Genomic DNA, 19,542 nt, shown 5'->3' on the forward strand with positions numbered 1-19,542 from the left:
GCGCCTCACGGTGGTTCCTGCACGTGGGCGGATCGTCGCCGCAGTGGCAGGACAGGACACCCGAGCGCTGGTGGACTTCGTGTCCGAGGAGGCGCTGCGCACGGGTGCCGACCTGCACTTCGTGCACGTGCCCCAGCTGGCACCGGGTCTCTCGGGACCCTTCGACGTTGACTGGGAGGCCGCCCGGGCCTTCGGTCATCACGTGCTCGCCCGCGCGTCAGCTGACGCCCACGAACTGGTCGGTGGCAGGATCACGATCACCCACGAGCTCGTGGCGGAGAGCCGCGGGACCGTCACCGACATCGTCGCGCGCTCCGAAGGCGCACGGTTGGTCGCGCTGCAGCACAGGCGTCTGACGGGAATCGGTCGGGCGGTCGGCACGTCCACCACACAGGGGGTCGCGTCGCGGTCACACGCACCCGTGGTCTCCGTGCCGGCGTCCTGGCAGCCGGAGAACCGACACCACACAGTGGTGGTGGCGGTGCACGACCCAGCCGGTGCCGACCACACGTTGCGCACTGCCTTCACGCTCGCCGGCCAGCGTCAGGATCGGCTGCGCGTCCTCCATGCGTGTTTGCCGTGCGACGGTCACGGGGACGAAGGGGTCCGCCGCGATGCCGTCCGGGAGGACCGCTTTCGCAACGCGCTCGCCGCGCAGGTGCAGGCGCTGAGGGCGGAGTTCTCAGATGTCAGGGTCGAAATCGAGGTGCGCCACGAGCCGATCGGCTCAGCGCTGCTCCGTGGGGCGGAGCACGGTGACCTGCTGGTGCTGGGACGCCGTCACCCGCGGCTGCCACTCGCCGCACATCTGGGTCCGGTGAGCCGGCTGGCCCTGGAAACCAGCACGATCCCGGTGATGTTCGTGGAGACCGTCGCACCCGTGCCGGTGCCAGGGCAACGCGTCGAGACGACCACGTCTCCGGGGCAGACTCGTCGCTGACGCCCGAGTCAGCGGATGGGAGGCAGCGGATGGGCAGACAGGCCGCAGCTGTCGGGACCTTCGGCCCGTGCGGAACGACGACCGCGTTGCGAAGGTGGATGTGTGCACACACCAACGACGAGCAGCATCCAGTCCAGGACCACGGGTGACGGGTCGCCGCGCGAGACGACAGGTTCGCCCTGGCTGATGCTGGCCGTGGCCACGCTCGGCTTCGCGGTCAACTTCTGGGCCTGGGCACTGCTCAGCCCCCTTGGGCCGTTGTTCCGCGACAAGGGGACGCTCGGCGCGCTGACGGAGTCCGACGTCGCCCTGCTGGTCGCCGTACCGGTCGTCGTCGGATCGCTGGGCCGAATCGTGGTCGGCGCCCTGACCGACCGCTTCGGGGGACGAGCCATGTTCCCCCTGGTCTCGGCCGCCACCATCGTGCCGGTGCTGTTCATCGGCTTCTTCGCCCAGACGTCCTACGCCGCACTCCTCTTCGGTGGCTTCTTCCTCGGCATCGGTGGCACCGCGTTCGCGGTGGGCGTCCCGTTCGTCAATGCGTGGTTCCCGCCGGAGCGACGCGGCCTCGCCGTCGGCATCTTCGGTGCCGGCATGGGTGGCACGGCCATCAGCGCACTGACCACCGTGAAGCTCTACACCAACGTCGGTGAGCGGGCTCCGTTCCTCATCATGGCCGCAGCGCTCGCGGTGTACGCCGTCGCCGCGTGGCTGGTGCTTCGCGATGCGCCGGGACGCACCGTTCCCACCACGCCACTGGTGCAACGCCTGTCGGCGACGGCACGACTTCCGATCACCTGGCAGGCCAGCCTGCTCTACGCCGTGGCCTTCGGCGGCTACGTCGCGTTCTCGGTCTACCTGCCGTCGTACCTCAAGGTGGCCTACGAGCTGACCCCTGCCGACGCCGCGAACCGGATGGCCGGCTTCGTCGTCGTCGCGGTCATCATGCGACCGGTCGGAGGCTGGCTCTCGGACCGGTTCGGAGCTGTCCCGGTCCTTGCCACCGGCTACGGCGTCGTGGTCATCGGTGCCGGCATCACCGCGACCCAACCCCTCCTCGAGCACGTCGGCACAATCTCGTTCCTGGCCATGGCCGCGGCCCTCGGAGCCGGGAGCGGCGCGACCTTCGCACTGGTCGCACGAGTGACCGAGCAGTCACGGGTCGGTGGCGTGACCGGAATGGTGGGCGCGGCCGGCGGTCTCGGCGGGTTCCTGCCGCCGTTGATCATGGGCTACATCTACGGCCGCACGGACTCCTACGCCATCGGCCTGTGGATGCTGTCCGCGACTGCTGCGCTCGCGCTGGCGTTGACGCTCACCGTGGTCGCCCACACCGCAAGGGCGCACGAGCCCGCCCATGGATGACCAGACGCCACCGGACCCTGGGAGTAGGGTCCGAGACGTACGGTCCGAAGCACCTCACCCGCAGACGACCAAAGGCAATGCCGCGTGAGCAACGAAGTGGAACCGAAGCAACGCAAGCGGAACGCGGCGGGAATCGACGGTGGCCTGAGCGACGCTCTGCTGCGCACCCGCCGCTACTTCACGAAGGACAAGGTCTCCGACGACCTGCGCACCGTGCACAGGACCGGTGGTCGCGACGCGGACGACTTCTACCGGGACCGCTGGAGCCACGACAAGGTGGTCCGCTCCACGCACGGCGTGAACTGCACGGGCTCGTGCTCGTGGAAGGTCTACGTCAAGGACGGGATCATCACCTGGGAGACGCAGCAGACCGACTATCCGTCGGTGGGTCCGGACTCCCCGGAGTACGAACCCCGCGGTTGCCCGCGTGGCGCGGCGTTCTCCTGGTACACCTACTCGCCGACCCGGGTTCGCTATCCCTACGTGCGTGGAGTCCTGCTCCAGATGTTCCGCGAGGCCAAGGCCCAGCACGACGGTGACCCGGTCAAGGCGTGGGAGCACATCGTCGAGAACCCGCTGCGGGCCAAGGCCTACAAGTCGGCCCGCGGAAAGGGCGGCCTGGTCCGGGCCACGTGGGAGGAGGCCAGTGAGATCGTGGCCGCGGCCCACGTCCACACGATCAAGAAGTACGGACCCGACAGGGTCGCCGGCTTCTCGCCGATCCCGGCGATGTCGATGGTCTCCCACGCCTCGGGGGCCAGGTTCGTGAACCTCATCGGCGGCTCGATGCTCAGCTTCTACGACTGGTACGCCGACCTGCCGGTCGCCTCACCCCAGGTGTTCGGCGACCAGACCGACGTGCCCGAGTCCGGTGACTGGTGGAACGCCGGCTACCTGATCATGTGGGGCTCCAACCTCCCCGTCACCCGCACACCCGACGCGCACTGGATGGCGGAGGCCCGCTACCGCGGCCAGAAGGTGATCGCGGTAGCGCCGGACTACGCGGACAACGTGAAGTTCGCCGACGAGTGGCTGCCCGCCAAGCCGGGCACCGATGCGGCACTGGCCATGGCGATGGGTCACGTGGTGCTCAAGGAGTTCTTCGTCGACCGGCAGACGCCGTACTTCACGGAGTACGTCAAGTCCTACACCGACCTGCCCTACCTGGTGAAGCTCGACGAGGCGGCCGACGGCGAGTTCACGGCGGGCAAGTTCCTGACCGCGGCAGACCTGGCCGCGACCGACGAGGACGAGGAGAACGCCGCGTTCAAGACCGTCCTGATCGACGCACGCACCGGTGAGCCGGTGGTGCCGAACGGCTCGCTCGGGCACCGTTTCGGCGAGTCCGGCGTCGGCAAGTGGAACCTCGAGCTCGGTGACGTCGACCCGCGGCTCTCACTCCTCGACGCCGGCACCGACGGCGAGACCGTGCTGGTGCGGATGCCGCGCTTCGACACCCCAGACGGCGCGGCCGCCGACCTGCCACGCGGTGTGCCGGTCCGACGCGTCGACGGCCACCTGGTCACCACCGTCTTCGACCTGCTCCTCGCGCAGTACGGCGTCGGCCGGGACGGGCTGCCGGGGGAGTGGGCCAGCGGCTACGACGACGCGGAGTCGCCGTACACACCCGCGTGGCAGGAGGCCATCACCGGCGTACCAGCCTCGACCGCCGCCCGCATCGGCCGCGAGTTCGCCGCCAACGCCGAGGAGTCCAAGGGCCGATCGATGATCGTGATGGGCGCGGGGACCAACCACTGGTTCCACTCCGACACGATCTACCGCGCCTTCCTCACCCTCACCAACCTCACCGGCTGCCAGGGCGTCAACGGCGGTGGCTGGGCACACTACGTCGGGCAGGAGAAGGTGCGGCCCCTCACCGGCTACACCCAGATAGCCAACGCCCTCGACTGGAACCGCCCACCGCGCAACATGATCCAGACGGCGTACTGGTACCTCCACACCAACCAGTTCCGCTACGACCAGTTCGGGGCCGACACCCTCAGCGCGACCACCGGCAAGGGTCAGCTCGCGGGGAAGTCCACGGCCGATGTCATCGCGCAGAGCGCGCGGATGGGCTGGATGCCGTCGTACCCCACCTTCGACCGGAACCCTCTCGACCTCAGCGACGATGCCGCTGCGGCCGGCAAGCCGGTGGGGGAGTACGTCGTCGAGCAGCTCAAGTCCGGCGAGCTCGACTTCGCCGGCGAGGATCCCGACGCGCCACAGAACTACCCGCGGATCCTGTCGATCTGGCGGGCCAACCTGCTCGGCTCGTCGGGCAAGGGCAACGAGTACTTCCTCAAGCACCTGCTCGGCACCGACTCGTCGGTGCGGGCGACCGAGACACCCGAGGACCAACGCCCCGTCGACGTGACGTGGCGAGACGTTGCGCCCGAGGGCAAGCTCGACCTGCTGATGACGATCGACTTCCGGCAGACCAGCACGACGATCTTCTCGGACGTCGTCCTGCCGGCGGCGACCTGGTACGAGAAGCACGACCTCAACACCACCGACATGCACCCGTTCGTGCACTCCTTCAACCCGGCGATCGCACCGCCGTGGCAGACCCGCACCGACTGGGACGCGTGGCAGACGATCGCGGAGAAGTTCAGCTACCTGGCCACCACTCACCTCGGTGTGCGCAAGGACGTCGTGGCGGTGCCACTGACGCACGACACCCCGGACGCGATGGCCAACCCGCACGGCGTCGTACGCGACTGGAAGAAGGGCGAGTGCGAGCCGATCCCGGGCGTCACGATGCCCAAGCTGGTCGAGGTCGAGCGCGACTACGGTGCGGTCCACGAGAAGATGAACGCGCTTGGGCCACTGGTCGACACCCTCGGCGCCACCACCAAGGGAGTCACGTTCGAGCTCGGCAAGCAGGTCGACTACCTGCGGGCGAAGAACGGCGCCGTTCGCGGTGGTGTCGCCGATGGTCGACCGTCGCTGAAGAAGGACATCAACGTCTGCGAGGCGATCCTCGCGATGTCCGGGACCACCAACGGACACCTGGCCACCCAGGGCTTCAAGACGCTCGAGAAGCGCACCGGCGTGCGACTGGCCGACCTGGCCGAGGAGCACGAGGGCAAGCAGATCACCTTCGCCGACACCCAGGGCCCGCCGGTGCCGGTGATCACCTCACCGGAGTGGTCGGGCTCCGAGACCGGTGGCCGGCGCTACTCGCCGTTCACCATCAACGTGGAGCGCAAGAAGCCGTGGCACACGCTGACAGGACGGATGCACTTCTACCTCGACCACGACTGGATGACCGAGCTCGGCGAGGGCCTGCCGATCTACCGTCCGCCGCTCAACATGGCGGCTCTCTTCGCGGAGCCTGTCCTTGGCGACGTGTCCGACGGTTCGAACGGCCAGGTCGAGGGGCTGACCGTGCGCTACCTGACCCCGCACAACAAGTGGTCGATCCACTCCGAATACCAGGACAACCTGTTCATGCTGTCCCTCTCGCGCGGCGGGCAGAACATCTGGATGAGCGACCGGGACGCAGTGAAGGTTGGTATCAAGGACAACGACTGGATCGAGGCGGTCAACCGCAACGGCGTCGTCGTGGCGCGGGCGATCGTGTCGCACCGGATGCCCGAGGGAACCGTGTACATGTACCACGCCCAGGACCGGCTCATCGACGTACCGCTCGCGGAGACCTCCGGCAAGCGAGGGGGCATCCACAACTCGCTGACCCGGCTCTTGGTGAAGCCCTCCCACCTGATCGGGGGCTACGCCCAGCTGACGTACGCGTTCAACTATCTCGGTCCCACCGGCAACCAACGTGACGAGGTCACCATCATCCGCAAGCGCAGCCAGGACGTGACGTACTGATGGGTCTCGATACGACGCTCGCTGGCGCTCGCGTCACTCGACCACCGAGGGGGCACTGACATGCGTGTGATGGCGCAGATGGCGATGGTGATGAACCTCGACAAGTGCATCGGCTGCCACACCTGCTCGGTCACCTGCAAGCAGGCGTGGACCAACCGCTCGGGCACCGAGTACATCTGGTTCAACAACGTGGAGACCCGGCCCGGACTCGGCTACCCGCGGACGTACGAGGACCAGACGAAGTGGAAGGGCGGCTGGGAGCTCAACAAGAACGGTCGGATGAAGCTCAAGGGCGGTGGACGCTTCAAGAGCCTCGTGACCATCTTCTCCAACCCCAAGCTGCCCTCGATCGACGAGTACTACGAGCCGTGGACCTACGACTACGCCACGCTCACCGACGCCCCCGCGCAGGAGCACACGCCGGTCGCCCGCCCGAAGTCCCTGATCAGCGGCAAGAACATGAAGATCTCGTGGTCGGCCAACTGGGACGACGACCTGGGCGGCTCCACCGAGACCGCGCACCGCGATCCGATGCTGGCCAAGATCGCCGACAAGGTGAAGTTCGAGTTCGAGCAGACCTTCATGTTCTACCTGCCGCGGATCTGCGAACACTGCCTGAACCCGTCGTGCGCGGCATCGTGCCCCAGCGGCGCGATCTACAAGCGCGAGGAGGACGGCATCGTCCTGGTCGACCAGGACAAGTGCCGCGGCTGGCGCAAGTGCGTCTCCGGCTGCCCCTACAAGAAGATCTACTTCAACCACCGCACCGGCAAGGCGGAGAAGTGCACGTTCTGCTTCCCGCGCATCGAAGTGGGCCTGCCCACCGTGTGTGCCGAGACGTGTGTCGGCCGACTGCGCTACATCGGCCTGATGCTGTACGACGCCGACAAGGTGCTCGAGGCGGCCTCGACGGAGGACGAGCACGGGCTCTACGAGGCCCAGCGCGATGTCTTCCTCGACCCGTTCGACCCCGAGGTGATGCGCGAGGCCGAGAAGGCGGGCATCGCCCGTGACTGGATCGATGCCGCGCAGCGCTCACCGATCTATGCACTGATCAACACCTTCCGGGTGGCCCTGCCGTTGCATCCGGAGTACCGCACCATGCCGATGGTCTGGTACATCCCGCCGCTGTCGCCGGTCGTCGACGTGGTCCAGGAGACGGGGGAGGACGCCGAGGACAAGGGCAACCTCTTCGCTGCCATCGACGCGCTGCGGATCCCGGTCGAGTACCTCGCCGAGCTGTTCACCGCCGGAGACGTCGCACCGGTCGATGCCGTGCTCAAGAAGCTGGCCGCGATGCGCTGCTACATGCGCGACATCAACATGGGCCGAGAGCCCGACGCCTCGATCCCGGCCGCGGTCGGGATGAGCGAGGAGGGGATGTACGACATGTACCGACTCCTCGCGATCGCCAAGTACGACGAGCGCTACGTCATCCCGTCGGCGCACACCGAGCAGGCGCACTCGCTCGAGGAGCTCGGCACGGAGTGCGCGGTGAGTGAGTACGGCGGTGGGCAGCACGACCTCTTCGGCGAGGGCTCCGGAACGCCGACACCGATCGCCGTGGAGAACTTCGAGATGCTGCAGGACCGGCAGACCTCCGACTCGCTCGCCGGGCCTGAGAACAAGCGCGCCCGGGTGAACCTGCTCAACTGGGACGGCAAGGGGTCCCCTCCCGGACTGTTCCCGCCGAAGGGACCGGACTCGTGAGCCGCCTGCGGAACCGTCGCTCGTCGTTGACGACCGAGCAGCTGACGGTCGTCTGGCAGTCGACGTCGCTCCTGCTCGGCTATCCCGACGAGCATCTCCTCGGGCAGCTCGACCTCGTCGACGCCGCCTCGCACGAGCTGCCGGCCGCCGTCGGCGACCCCCTCCGCAGGTTCGTGGTGCACCTCCGCACCACCCCGCTGGACCAGGTCCAGGAGGACTACGTAGAGACCTTCGACAACCGCCGGCGCTGCAACCTCTTCCTCACCTACTTCGCCCACGGCGACACGCGCAAACGGGGGATGGCGCTGCTCAGGTTCAAGCAGACCTACCTCGACTCGGGGTTCGTGCTCGACGAGTCCGAGCTGCCGGACCACCTGGCCGTGGTCCTGGAGTACGCCGCCACCTGTGACCAGGCGCTCGGCCGAGGGCTCATGCTCGACCACCGGGCGGGACTCGAGCTGCTGCGGATCTCGTTGCGCGACATGCGCAAGCCCTGGGCCGACGTACTCGATGCGGTCACCGCCACGCTGCCCCCGTTGCGGGGCGACGAGCGTGACGCCGTACGCCGGCTGGCCGCCGAAGGACCTCCCGAGGAGGAGGTCGGCCTGGCACCCTTCGCCACGCCGGCGTTCAGCCCCGGTGCGCCGGACGAGTCGCCCACCCTGTTGCCCATGCCGTCGTTCCCCGGAGCCCGCCGATGAGCACGTTCCTGTGGGTCGTGGTGCCCTACGTCTGTCTGACGGTGTTCGTCCTGGGTCACGCGTGGCGCTACCACTACGACAAGTTCGGCTGGACGACGCGCTCGTCGCAGCTCTATGAGCGGAAGCTGCTGCGCATCGGTAGCCCGCTGTTCCACTTCGGCATGCTCGGGGTCGTCGGAGGCCACGTGATCGGTCTCCTCGTGCCACGGTCCTGGACGGAGGCGGTCGGCATCGACGACCACCTCTACCACGTCGTCGCCGTCACCGGGGGCCTCGTGGCGGGCGTCATGGCAGTCGTCGGGATGGCCATCCTGATCTACCGCCGGCGCACCGTGGGACCGGTCTTCTCGGCCACCACCGCGATGGACAAGGTCATGTACCTCTTCCTCGGGGCAGCGATCCTCCTGGGGATGTGGAACACCATCGCCGGCTCGATCTTCACGCTCGGCGGGGAGTACAACTACCGGGAGGGCGTCTCGGTCTGGTACCGCTCTTTCCTTGCCTTCCAACCGGATGCCGGCCTCATGGCAGACGCACCCCTCGGCTTCCAGCTGCACGCGCTGGTGGCCTTCGGCCTCTTCGCGCTGTGGCCATTCACCCGCCTGGTGCACGTGTTCAGTGCCCCGGTCGGCTATCTCACCCGCCCCTACATCGTCTACCGCAGTCGTGACGACCAACAGCTGGGCAGCCACACTCCGCGCCGCGGCTGGGACCGGATCAACAAATGAGGTCGAAGAATCGCCGGGGGCGATCAACCAATGATCCATCCAACATTGAGGAGACGCCGTGCAGAAGGAATCACTGACCGCACTGGTCCGCCAGCACCTGAAGACCGCTGCCAGCGCGTCGAGCGGTCGCAGTGCCCACACGATCTATGGAGGTCACGAACACGTCCTTCGCCAGACCCTCGTTGCACTACGGGCAGGGAGCAACCTGGACGAGCACGAGAACCCCGGCGAGGCCACGCTCCAGGTCCTCCACGGCCGCATCACGCTCGTGGCCGGTGAGAACCGGTGGAACGGCTCACCCGGTGACCTCCTGTTCATCCCCGACTCCCGTCATGCCCTCGAGGCCGTTGAGGACTCCGTGGTCCTGCTGACCGTGGCCAAGCGAGGCTGACCCGCGCACCGGACGGTTCAGCCCTACTCCTGGTCGAGGCTGACGACCTCGTCCCACTCGACCTCGTCGGCGCCGACCAGGGCGCGGCCGATCGCGTCCATGTCAGGCACGTCGCCGGTGCCTTCGCGCACCGTGGCGGTGAGCCGCATGCCGCCGACGTCGGCGCTGACCGCATCCGCGACACCGTCACGTTCCGTGATGACGTAGCCGTCGCTCTCGATGCAGGCGAGGTAGTCGCTGATCTCCTCGCAGGCGGCGCCCTCGGGGCGGAGCACGTTCAGCGAGATCGACGCGGCGTCCCAGCTCTGCTCGCCGCTGGACTCCTGCTCGTAGGTCATGCTGTAGCCGACCACCGCGTGCGAGCCCTCAGCAGTCGAGGTGAACTTGCCGTCGTACTCCGGGACCATCCCGTCGATCTCGGGGAGGTACGGCGACAGGCCCGCCTCCTCGAACGCCCTGGCATCGGCCGCCTGCTCACGCGCGTCGTCGAGCAGCTCGCCGATGGAGGGGCCGGCGCTGATCGCGATGGTCAGGCCGAGCACCGCGCACACGGCGCCGACCGCCGTGGCTCCGGTGTTGTCGCTGGTCCAGTGCACGACGGCCGTCGTGGCCGGTGCGGCGACCGCCGCTGCCGGAATGCCCGCCATCAACGTGACCGTCGTGTCGCTGCCGGGATCGCCGAGGTTGCCCACGATGGCCAGGGCGATCACGACACTCACCGTGTAGATGCCGGACGTGGTCAGCACGATGCCGAGCGCCTGGGGCACCTGCGTGACCCGCAGCACGAAGCCGAAGGCGACCATGATCACCAGTCCGGCGAGGGTCCAGTAGAACAAGGCGTCGTACGTCGTGGTGCCCAGCGCGCCGCGCACCGGCACCAGCAGCACGAGCCCGGCAAGGAAGGCCGCGTTGAGCTGCCGCGCGACGGGGTCGACGGCTGTGGGGGTCGAGGTCTCGGATGACATGGCCAGCAGTGTTGCCGACTTTTCGGCGCCAAAACCCTTCGTCGTTTCGGGCCGCGCCTTCACGGGTAGAGGCTCGCCATGTCACTCCGGATGGCCCGCGCAGGTCTCGCAACCGTCGTCGCACTCACGGTCGCGCTGTCCGGGTGCGCCTCGACGGACGACAAGAAGGACGACTCGTCGAAGGTGTCCCTGCCGAATCCCCTGGAACCAGCCTGGGTCGCGAAGGCAACCGAGACGACGTTCGGTGTCGCGGTTTTCCGCCGAGGCGATCGGTTGTTGCAGGTCAGCCAGGAATCGGTGACGGCCCTGGACCCGGTGTCTGGTGACGTGGTCTGGAACCGGCCGATCCCGCAGGGCTGCTCCGCAGGTGAGCCGAATGCCGCCGGAGACGTGGTGGTCGTGTTCGGTGAAGGATGTCGCGACGTGGTGGTGATCGACAGTGAGAAGGGCACGGCCCAGTGGCGGGCGCACATCCCGTCGATCTCGAAGCAGTACGACTCCGGCAATGTCGTGGCGAGCATCGGTGACAGGACCGTGACCGTGATCCAGTTCTGCGGACAGGTCACCCGCCTCTCGTTGAAGGACGGGCACCGCCTCGGCGTGCTGTCGCCCCATGACGTTGCCTGCGCCAACGAGGCGGACTCGGACGGCCAGGTCATCGCGGTGTGGCACGACCCGGCCACCGAGGCGACCCCTGATGACCACGGCACCGGCTTCATCCCGCCCTGGGACGGTGCTGCTTCCTTCGAGCTGTACGACGCGGACTCCGGCAAGCTCCTGTGGCGGCGTACGAGGTCACGACAGGACAGCGGCCTGGACGCCGGAGCAGTGGTCAGCTCCTCACCACTGATCCTTGCGCTGCGCGAGGACGGCCACACGCTGATGCGCCGCCACTCGCGGGCGCACGGCCGCCCCGGGGCCACGGTGGGCCTTCAGCTCGGCGCATACCGGGGCTTCTTCACGCCGCTGGGGACCGCAGACGGAGTGATGGTGGGCACCTACGACACCTCGCCCAAGAGCCCGACCGGCGCGCCACGCAGGGTCTACGCGTACGACGTGACGACGGGCCGGGAGCTCTGGTCGCGCGCGGTCTCTGCAAACACGCTTTCACCGCACTACGCCTCCTCCGCCGTGGCCGGAGTCGACTCGGAGGGCGTGGTGGTCACGGAGCGCCGGATGCGTGACGACGGCCGTTCGTTCGAGATCTGGCTCGCCCGGTGGAACCTGCGCACCGGCGAGGATGCAGGGACGGCAGGTCGGATCGACGAGGACGAGTCGCAGGCCGTCACCTGGCAGGTGTCGGACGGTCTGTTGCTGGGGCAGGGCAGGGGCACCCTGGAGGCCTACGAGCTCGAGGCGGCGGACCCCGACGTGAAGCTGCCGGGAACAGAGCCGGCCTGGGCAGAGGGCGACGTACGTCCGGATCCGATGTCAGAACCGTGCGCGGAGGTCGGCCGCCAGACGCTGCGCACCCTGGGGCTCCGGGCCAGCGCGGCGTTGCCGGCCCCGGCGAACTGCACCTGGACCGAGACCGCCGAGCCGCGCTACTCCGACCGCAGTCTTCGGGTGAGTGTGCACGTCGCCCGCCCCACGGAGTCCACGGACGAAGAAGGCCAGCCGAAGACGATGCCGGCCGTCGACGGGGCCCGCGCCGTCGCCGCACAGTGGCGCAAGGAGTTCAACCCGGACCTGACAGGTGGGATCCTGCACCCGGGGCTCGGAGCTCCGCACGAGGTCGACGGACTCGGCGACGAGGCCTATGCGACGTCGGGCACCCGCTTCGCCGGTTCGATCGGTGTCACCACGGGGAGCTATCTCCTGGTGAGGGCCGGCAATGTCGTGGTGGAGGTGCAGGCCGAGGGCGGCTACGACGTGGCGCACCGCCAAGCCACGCCGCCCTCGCTGAACAGGATCGAGACGGGCACGCTGGCCGCTGCTCGCGAGGTTCTCGCCTCGCTCGGAGTGACGTTGGACGCGACCGAGCGGCCCGATCCGGGACGAGTCCGGCGGGTGGGCGACGTGTGTGCGGTGCTCCGCGCGGACGCCGCGTCACTCGGTCTGCCTGCGGGGCATTCGGTGACGCCGCCCGGCGCCGACCCGCGCCTGGCCGACTGCGCTTGGGAGCAGGACGACTCGATCGGGGACCTCGCCGTCCACGTGTACGCCGCCGGTGGCAACCCGTTGGACGGCGACTCGGCGTCGACGGTCGCCCGCAAGGTGTTCGCCGCAAGCCGCTCGCGCGACGACAAGCCATTGCGCGGCCTCGGTGAGAAGGCCGTGATCTCGCGTTGGGACCAGACCGAGGCGGCCGACGGCTACGACCTGAGTGAGCGCGAGGTCCTGCTGGTCGCCGACAACCTGGTCATCGAGCTGTCGTACTCCCGCGACGGCGCCGGCCTCGGTGAGCAGGTCGAGCGCGACGCTCTCCGGATGACCCGCAAGGTGCTCGACGCCACCCGGAAGTAGGGCCCGCGGCGGTGCCTGAAATGAAGAAAAGGCCCCGTGGAGCCGGGGCCTTTCCAGTGTCCGAGGGGGGACTTGAACCCCCACGCCCTAATACGGGCACTAGCACCTCAAGCTAGCGCGTCTGCCAATTCCGCCACCCGGACGAGTGCTGGAGAACTGTAGCAAGAGACGTGCCGAAAACTCACATCGGCCCCACTGGGCACGGATGCAAGGATGGGGACATGTCTGCACCCGACCCGACGACGGCCCACAACTCGGCGTACGACCCGTCCTCCGAGGTGGTCGACATCTGCCGCGACCTGATTCGAATCGACACCTCCAACTACGGGGACGACGACGGTCCGGGGGAGCGCAAGGCGGCCGAGCACGTCGCCGCGCTGCTCGACGAGGTGGGCATCTCGAGCAACCTCTACGAGTCCGAGCCGGGTCGAACGTCGCTGATCGCCAGGTGGGGCGACGGTCCCGGTGAACCCCTGTTGCTGCACGGGCACCTCGACGTCGTACCGGCCGCGGCGGAGGACTGGCAGTTCGACCCGTTCGCCGCCGAGGTCCACGACGGCTACGTGTGGGGCCGTGGCGCGGTCGACATGAAGGACTTCGACGCGATGGCGCTCTCGGTGGTGCGGGCCCGTGCCCGCGCGGGGGCACTGCCGCCGCGACCCGTCGTGCTCTGCTTCACCGCCGACGAGGAGGCTGGTGGCCACAAGGGCGCTGAATACCTGATCGACAACCACGCCGACGAGATAGCCGACTGCACCGAGGCCGTGGGCGAGGTCGGCGGCTTCACCACGACCGTGCGTGGGAAGCGGATCTACCTGATCGAGGCGGCCGAGAAGGGCATGGCCTGGATGAAGCTGACCGCCCGCGGCAGTGCGGGCCACGGCTCGATGATCAACCACGACAACGCGGTGACCGAGTTGGCCGGCGCGGTGGCGCGGATCGGCTCGCACAAGTGGCCGGTGCGGCTGACCCCGGCCATGGAGGTGCTCCTTGCCTCGGTCGCCGACATCGCCGGCACCGAGGCCACCCCGGAGAACGCGGAGGCCCTGGTCTCTGAGTTCGAGAGCTCGGCGCGCATGCTCGGCGCGGTGATCCGCAACACCGCCAACCCGACGATGCTCAACGCCGGCTACAAGGTGAACGTGATCCCGACCGAGGCCTCGGCTCACGTCGACGGCCGCTTCCTGCCGGGCTTCGAGGACGAGTTCTTCGCGACCCTGGCCGAGCTGTGTGGCGAGCACGTCACGTGGGAGTTCGTCTCCAAGCAGCAGCCCTGGGACTCGCCGTACGACGGCCGCATCGTCGATGCGATGACGCAGTCGATCCTGGCCGAGGACCCGGACGGCATCGTCGCGCCGTACCTCATGTCCGGCGGCACTGACGCCAAGCACTTCCGCAAGCTCGGGATGACCTCCTACGGCTTCGCGCCGTTGCGTCTGCCCCAGGAGCTCGACTTCGGCGCCCTCTTCCACGGCGTCGACGAGCGGGTGCCCGTCGACGCGCTCGAGTTCGGCGCTCGGGTCTTCGACAAGTTCCTCGACCTCGCCTGAGGTGGGTCGAGCCGGACGCCAACGCAACTGTTTCTGCGCGTTGTCCGCATGCTGGGATGTGGGGCTGGTTTCGGGGCCTGACTGTCGGTGGTGCCGTGTTGAGTTCTGGATATGCAGACGGCAGCGGCTCTGACGGATCTTGACTCGGGTGACACGCTCACCGGTGTCGAGTCTGCAGTGGTGGCTCGTCGGGTTGCAGAGGTTGCGTTGTTGCATCATGCGGCGCACTGGGCTGACCTGCATGGTGACCATGAGCGGGTGACACGGGGTCATGGTGCGTGTGATGAGCCGGGGGCCAGACGGGGTCACCCGGTGTTCAAGGTCTTCGGTGGTGAGGGGACCCCGGTAGTGGCGGAGTTCGCGACCGCGGAGCTGGGGGTCAGCTTGGGGGTGCATCCGTTGGCGGCACGGTCGTGGATCGGGGATGCGTTGGATCTGCGGCACCGGTTGCCGGCGTTGTGGGCGGTGACGTTCACCGATGCGGCGTTCGAGGTGTGGGTGCTGCGCAGGATCGCGGTGCTGACCCGGGGCCTGGACCCTGAGGCGGCCGAGCTGATCGGCCTCGAGTTGGCCGGTGTGGTCGGGTCGTTGCCGGCGCCACGGTTGCTGGAGAAGGTCGAGTCGATGGTGCTCCTTGCCGAGGCCCAGGCGGCCGAGGAGGACCGGCAGGACAACCTGGGCAAGCGGTCCGTGGCGTTCAACAAGTCCAACCAGCGTGGTCTCAAGGGCCTGTACGCGAAGCTGTCGGCCGCCGACGCGGTCATCGGCGAGGCACAGGTGCAGCGGTTGGCGGAGTTGCTGCTGGCCCAGGACCTGGCGGCCGGGATCGACCTCAAGGATCTGGACTCGATGGCGGTGGCCCGCTCGCGGGCGTTGGGGTTGCTGATCGCGAACCCCGACTCCGCGCTGGCCCTGATCGCCGCAGCCCACGCCGCTGCCGTCGATGAGGACGCTGGCCCCCGCGAACGATGAGCCCGAGCCCGCGGACGCCCCCGACACCGCGGACGATGAGCGCGAGCCGGTTGACAGACCTGCGGACCAGTCGAGTGCCCCGGCGTCACACAGTCGTGGGTCGCGGTGGGCGCCGGTGACGACGGTGCTGCACCTGCACCTGTCCGAGGACGCATTGCAGGCCCTGGCCCACGCCAAGGCCCACGGCGGACACCCCGCGGGCGTCGGGCGGCTGGAGGGCCACGGCCCCCTCTCCTTGCCGGAGGCCCTCGAGCTGCTGCAGTTGAGCCAGGTGGTGATCCGCCCGGTGCTGGACCCGTGGGTGACCGCGCCGGTGGACTCCTACGCGTTCACCGGCAACCTGCGCGAAGCCGTGCTGGCCCGGGTGCCGACCGACTGCTACCCCTACGGGGTCAACACCACCCATGCGATGGACATCGACCACACCCGTGCCTACGACCCCGGCTCCCACGACACAGGTGGATCGCCGGGGCAGACCAGTGTCGAGAACGCCGGCCCGATGACCCGAAATCATCACCGGATCAAGACCCACGGACAGATGAGCGTGCGACAACCTGTGCCGGACACCTATGTCTGGCGCACCACCCACCACCGGTACTGCCTCGTCGACGGCACCGGCACCCACGACCTGGACCCACGCATCGGAGCCCTGGTCTTCAGCGACCACCGAGACGACCGCGAACACGCAGCCCTGCTGCTGACCACCGGACTCGACCTCGGCATGGAGGAGACCGAACCCGACGACTGGCAACTCATCGCCTGACAGTTGCGTAGCTGCGGTGTGCCGGGCCCGGCGGTAATTTCCTCGACCTTGCCTGATCGGCGTGCTTGGCTCGACCCATGTCCTATCCAGACCCGATCTACTTCGGCGACGAGGGTGAGCAGAGCGCCACGTTGCGACGCAACGACGAGGACCCCACGCTGACCTACCGAAGCGGGGGCACGGTCGACTACCTCGCCACGGGCGCCAGCACCGGCGGCCTGTTCGGGCTCTACCGGTGGAACTTCGCCGAAGGCGTCAGCGGACCCGACCCGCACTTCCACAAGACCATCTCCGAGTCGTTCTACATCCTCTCCGGGACGGTGAAGATCTACGACGGCAACGCGTGGGTGGACACCCGTGCCGGCGACTTCGTGCACGTGCCGGCCGGGGGAGTGCACGGCTTCCGCAACGAGTCGGGGGAGAAGGCCTCGATGCTGCTGCACTTCTCACCGGGGGCGCCACGTGAGGCCTACTTCGAGACGTTGAAGAAGCTGGGTGAGGGCCTCACCATGACCGACGAGGAGCGCGACGCCTTCTATCTCGCGCACGACAACTACTGGCTCTGAGCCGATCGTCGACTCGGCTACCTGACGCTGGTCACGGAGTGTCGAGGAAGGCGATGAGGACACCGCCGCCGATCACCACGGTGAGTACGCCGACGCCGATCCAACCCAGGATGATGCCGGCGAGTGCCATGCCCTCGCCGTCCTGCCGGCCGCCGGACTCCTTGATCTGGCTGCGGGCGATGTAGCCGAACACCAGCGCCAGGACCGAACCCAGCCAGTAGATCCACAGGATGCCGAGCACCAGTGAGGCGATGGCCAGGCCGTTGGTCGAACGGGGAGGCGGGAACTGCTGGTAGCCGTAGGGAGGCGGATAGCCACCTCCGTACATCGGCAGGTACGGCGGCGCGCCCTGAGGTCCGGACGGCGTCGTTCCCCAGCCTGTCTGGGGATCGGGCGAGGAAGGGGTGTCGGATCCCGGGTCTTGTTCGCTCACGGCCCAGAGCATGCCATGCGGCAGGAGTGAGCGGAGGCGTCGTTCACACGTAGAAGAACTCCGGGCGGGGTTGACGGATGATCTTGCGCCGCAGCAGCACCCGGCGTACGCCGTCGGGACCGATGCGCACGCTGCGCAACTCCCAGCCACCCTTCTCGGCGCGCTCGACGAGCATGCGGGTGACCACGTTGCGGCTGAACTCGCGCGGCAGGATGAGCCTGTCGTACTCCCATTCCACGTTCTTGCGGAATGCCTTGCGCGCGGTCTCGGCCATGCGATCAGTCTCCTCCGGACACGTCGTCGAGGGCCTCGACGATCTCGGTTGGCAGGGTCAGCTCGTCGATGCCGAGTGCTGCTTGCAGCTGTGCCGCCGTACGGGCACCGACGATGGGGGCGGTGACTCCGGGACGGTCGCGGACCCAGACCAGGGCCACCTCGAGGGGCGACCAGTCCAGACCCTCGCCGGCACGGACCACGGCCTCGACGATGCGTTTCGACTGCTCGCCCAGGTAGTTGCCCACGAAGTTGGCGAAGTGCGCGGACGCGGCGCGTGAGTCGGCAGGCGTGCCGTTGCGGTACTTCCCGGTGAGCACCCCTCGGCCCAGCGGGGACCACGGCAGGACGCCGAGACCCAGGGCCCGTGCGGCGTCGAGGACCTCGTGCTCGACGTTGCGGTTCAGCAGGGAGTACTCGACCTGGGTGGAGGCGAGCGTGGCCCGGCCGGGGACAGCACGCTGCCACGTGGCCGCCTGCGCGGTCTGCCAGCCGGAGTAGTTCGAGACCCCGACGTACGACGCCCGACCGCTGGCGACCGCGTAGTCGAGGGCGCCCAGGGTCTCCTCGAGCGGGGTGCCGTCGACCCAGGTGTGCACCTGCCACAGGTCGATGTGGTCGACGCCGAGGCGTCGCAGCGACTGGTCGAGGGTGGAGATCAGGTGGCCGCGCGAGACGTTGGTCTCCCGCTCTCCGCGGCGTCGGGAGATGCCGGCCTTGGTGGCCAGGACCACGTCGTCGCGCGGCACGACATCGCCCAACAGGCTGCCGATGAGCTCCTCGGAGGCCCCGTCGCCGTACCCGGCTGCGGTGTCGAGGAAGGTGCCTCCGGCCTCGCTGAAAGCGATCAGTTGGTCGCGGGCCTCGTGCTCGTCGGTGTCGCGTCCCCAGGTGAGAGTCCCCAGACCAAGCCGCGAAACCTTGAGGCCGGTCGAGCCCAGGGTGCGTTGCTGCATGGGCGCAACGGTAGCCACACCGGGGCAAACCGCCCTCGAGGCACGCCGGTGGCGGACGACGTACGAGCGTGCTGCACCTCGGCACGTAGGCTTCGCGCCGTGCTGGACTTCCTCAAAGCCGTCTTCCTCGGCGTCCTCCAAGGCCTGACCGAGTTCCTGCCGATCTCGAGCAGCGCGCACCTGCGGATCTTCCCCGAGTTCTTCGGCTGGGAGGACCCGGGCGCCGCGTTCACGGCAGTGATCCAGATCGGCACCGAGCTCGCCGTGCTGATCTACTTCCGCAAGGACATCTGGCGGATCGCGTCGATGTGGGTGAAGTCGCTGGCCAAGCCGGAGTATCGCGGGCACATCGACGCGCGCATGGGGTGGTACGTCATCGTCGGCTCCGTGCCGATCGTGATCCTCGGCATCTTCCTCAAGGACATCATCGAGAAGGACTTCCGCAACCTCTGGATCGTCGGCACGACGCTGATCGTCCTCGGTGTGATCCTCGGAATCGCCGACCGGATGAGCTCGGGCGAGCGTGCGATCAAGCAGATGAACCTCAAGCACGCCGGTCTGCTCGGCTTCGCCCAGGCATGCGCGTTGATCCCGGGTGTCTCCCGCTCGGGAGCGACGATCTCGATGGGCCGCTTCCTGGGCTACGACCGTGAGGCCGCGACGCGCTTCGCGTTCCTGCTGGCGATCCCCGCGGTCGTGGGCGCGGGACTCTTCGAGCTCAAGGAGATCCCACACGGCGAGAACAGCTACGGCTGGGGCCCCACGATCACCGCGACCGTGGTCTCCTTCATCGTCGGGTACGCCGCGATCGCGTGGTTGCTGCGCTACGTCTCGACCAAGTCCTACCTGCCGTTCGTGATCTACAGGATCGGCCTTGGCGCCCTCGTGCTGGCACTGCTGGCCGGCGGCGCAATCGCCGCCTGACCCTC

General features: G+C 68.3%; 17 protein-coding genes and 1 tRNA gene. 13 read left to right on the forward strand and 5 right to left on the reverse strand.

All coding sequences use genetic code 11. The annotated features are described in order from the left end of the window. Nucleotides 1–10: 10 nt before the first annotated feature. The 7 genes from ASH02_RS04650 to ASH02_RS04680 all read left to right on the forward strand — a co-directional run bounded on the left by ASH02_RS04650 (nucleotide 11) and on the right by ASH02_RS04680 (nucleotide 9,669). Nucleotides 11–940, forward strand: coding sequence for a universal stress protein (locus ASH02_RS04650; RefSeq protein WP_268793369.1), 930 nt, complete (start codon nucleotides 11–13; stop codon nucleotides 938–940). A 102-nt stretch (nucleotides 941–1,042) separates the two neighbouring features. Then, entirely contained in the window at nucleotides 1,043–2,305 is a 1,263-nt protein-coding gene (locus ASH02_RS04655) for an MFS transporter (RefSeq protein ID WP_235538983.1), read from the forward strand. A 132-nt stretch (nucleotides 2,306–2,437) separates the two neighbouring features. Next, entirely contained in the window at nucleotides 2,438–6,139 is a 3,702-nt protein-coding gene (locus ASH02_RS04660; protein WP_057294405.1) for a nitrate reductase subunit alpha, read from the forward strand. A 60-nt stretch (nucleotides 6,140–6,199) separates the two neighbouring features. Beyond that, the gene (gene narH, locus ASH02_RS04665) at nucleotides 6,200–7,849 is read left to right on the forward strand and encodes a nitrate reductase subunit beta (RefSeq protein WP_056891112.1); all 1,650 of its coding nucleotides are present in this window, start codon (nucleotides 6,200–6,202) and stop codon (nucleotides 7,847–7,849) included. Further along, nucleotides 7,846–8,550, forward strand: coding sequence for a nitrate reductase molybdenum cofactor assembly chaperone (narJ, locus tag ASH02_RS04670; RefSeq protein ID WP_056678136.1), 705 nt, complete (start codon nucleotides 7,846–7,848; stop codon nucleotides 8,548–8,550). Before narH ends, narJ begins: the two co-directional genes overlap by 4 nt. Beyond that, nucleotides 8,547–9,278, forward strand: a complete 732-nt coding sequence (gene narI, locus ASH02_RS04675) for a respiratory nitrate reductase subunit gamma (RefSeq protein WP_056891113.1) — start codon at nucleotides 8,547–8,549, stop codon at nucleotides 9,276–9,278. Before narJ ends, narI begins: the two co-directional genes overlap by 4 nt. Before the next feature lie 58 nt (nucleotides 9,279–9,336). Continuing rightward, entirely contained in the window at nucleotides 9,337–9,669 is a 333-nt protein-coding gene (locus tag ASH02_RS04680; protein ID WP_056678144.1) for a cupin domain-containing protein, read from the forward strand. 23 nt (nucleotides 9,670–9,692) lie between these two features. Here ASH02_RS04680 and ASH02_RS04685 read toward each other — a convergent pair whose 3' ends face one another. After that, the gene (locus tag ASH02_RS04685) at nucleotides 9,693–10,634 is read right to left on the reverse strand and encodes a hypothetical protein (RefSeq protein WP_056891114.1); all 942 of its coding nucleotides are present in this window, start codon (nucleotides 10,632–10,634) and stop codon (nucleotides 9,693–9,695) included. 78 nt (nucleotides 10,635–10,712) lie between these two features. Here ASH02_RS04685 and ASH02_RS04690 point away from each other — a divergent pair, with 78 nt between their 5' ends. Beyond that, complete coding sequence (locus ASH02_RS04690; protein ID WP_082620801.1) at nucleotides 10,713–13,100, forward strand: outer membrane protein assembly factor BamB family protein; 2,388 nt, start codon at nucleotides 10,713–10,715, stop codon at nucleotides 13,098–13,100. Nucleotides 13,101–13,157: 57 nt separating this feature from the next. Here ASH02_RS04690 and ASH02_RS04695 read toward each other — a convergent pair. After that, a tRNA-Leu gene (locus ASH02_RS04695) sits at nucleotides 13,158–13,243 on the reverse strand. 78 nt (nucleotides 13,244–13,321) lie between these two features. On the opposite strand from ASH02_RS04695, the gene ASH02_RS04700 reads away from it, so the two are divergent. From ASH02_RS04700 to ASH02_RS04715, 4 genes are all read left to right on the forward strand, one after another. Beyond that, nucleotides 13,322–14,650, forward strand: coding sequence for a M20/M25/M40 family metallo-hydrolase (locus ASH02_RS04700; RefSeq protein ID WP_057294365.1), 1,329 nt, complete (start codon nucleotides 13,322–13,324; stop codon nucleotides 14,648–14,650). A 312-nt stretch (nucleotides 14,651–14,962) separates the two neighbouring features. Continuing rightward, nucleotides 14,963–15,622, forward strand: coding sequence for a hypothetical protein (locus ASH02_RS04705; RefSeq protein WP_057294366.1), 660 nt, complete (start codon nucleotides 14,963–14,965; stop codon nucleotides 15,620–15,622). Between the two features lie 115 nt (nucleotides 15,623–15,737). Continuing rightward, nucleotides 15,738–16,385: a hypothetical protein gene (locus ASH02_RS04710; RefSeq protein ID WP_057294367.1), complete on the forward strand. Its 648-nt coding sequence runs from the start codon at nucleotides 15,738–15,740 to the stop codon at nucleotides 16,383–16,385. 77 nt (nucleotides 16,386–16,462) lie between these two features. Next, nucleotides 16,463–16,951: a cupin domain-containing protein gene (locus ASH02_RS04715; protein WP_057294368.1), complete on the forward strand. Its 489-nt coding sequence runs from the start codon at nucleotides 16,463–16,465 to the stop codon at nucleotides 16,949–16,951. A 31-nt stretch (nucleotides 16,952–16,982) separates the two neighbouring features. Here ASH02_RS04715 and ASH02_RS04720 read toward each other — a convergent pair whose 3' ends face one another. Genes ASH02_RS04720 through ASH02_RS04730 form a run of 3 tightly spaced genes read right to left on the reverse strand, consistent with a single transcriptional unit; the run spans nucleotide 16,983 to nucleotide 18,613 of the window. After that, entirely contained in the window at nucleotides 16,983–17,384 is a 402-nt protein-coding gene (locus ASH02_RS04720) for a DUF4190 domain-containing protein (protein ID WP_200959074.1), read from the reverse strand. Between the two features lie 43 nt (nucleotides 17,385–17,427). After that, nucleotides 17,428–17,658 (reverse strand): DUF5703 family protein, encoded by a 231-nt coding sequence (locus tag ASH02_RS04725; RefSeq protein WP_056678157.1) that lies wholly within the window; start codon nucleotides 17,656–17,658, stop codon nucleotides 17,428–17,430. A gap of 4 nt (nucleotides 17,659–17,662) precedes the next feature. Then, complete coding sequence (locus tag ASH02_RS04730; RefSeq protein WP_057294370.1) at nucleotides 17,663–18,613, reverse strand: aldo/keto reductase; 951 nt, start codon at nucleotides 18,611–18,613, stop codon at nucleotides 17,663–17,665. Nucleotides 18,614–18,712: 99 nt separating this feature from the next. Here ASH02_RS04730 and ASH02_RS04735 point away from each other — a divergent pair, with 99 nt between their 5' ends. After that, on the forward strand, nucleotides 18,713–19,537 hold the full coding sequence (locus ASH02_RS04735; protein ID WP_235530073.1) for an undecaprenyl-diphosphate phosphatase: 825 nt from the start codon (nucleotides 18,713–18,715) through the stop codon (nucleotides 19,535–19,537). Nucleotides 19,538–19,542 lie beyond the last annotated feature (5 nt).

This window comes from Nocardioides sp. Soil796 (assembly GCF_001429525.1).
Lineage (GTDB): Bacteria > Actinomycetota > Actinomycetes > Propionibacteriales > Nocardioidaceae > Nocardioides.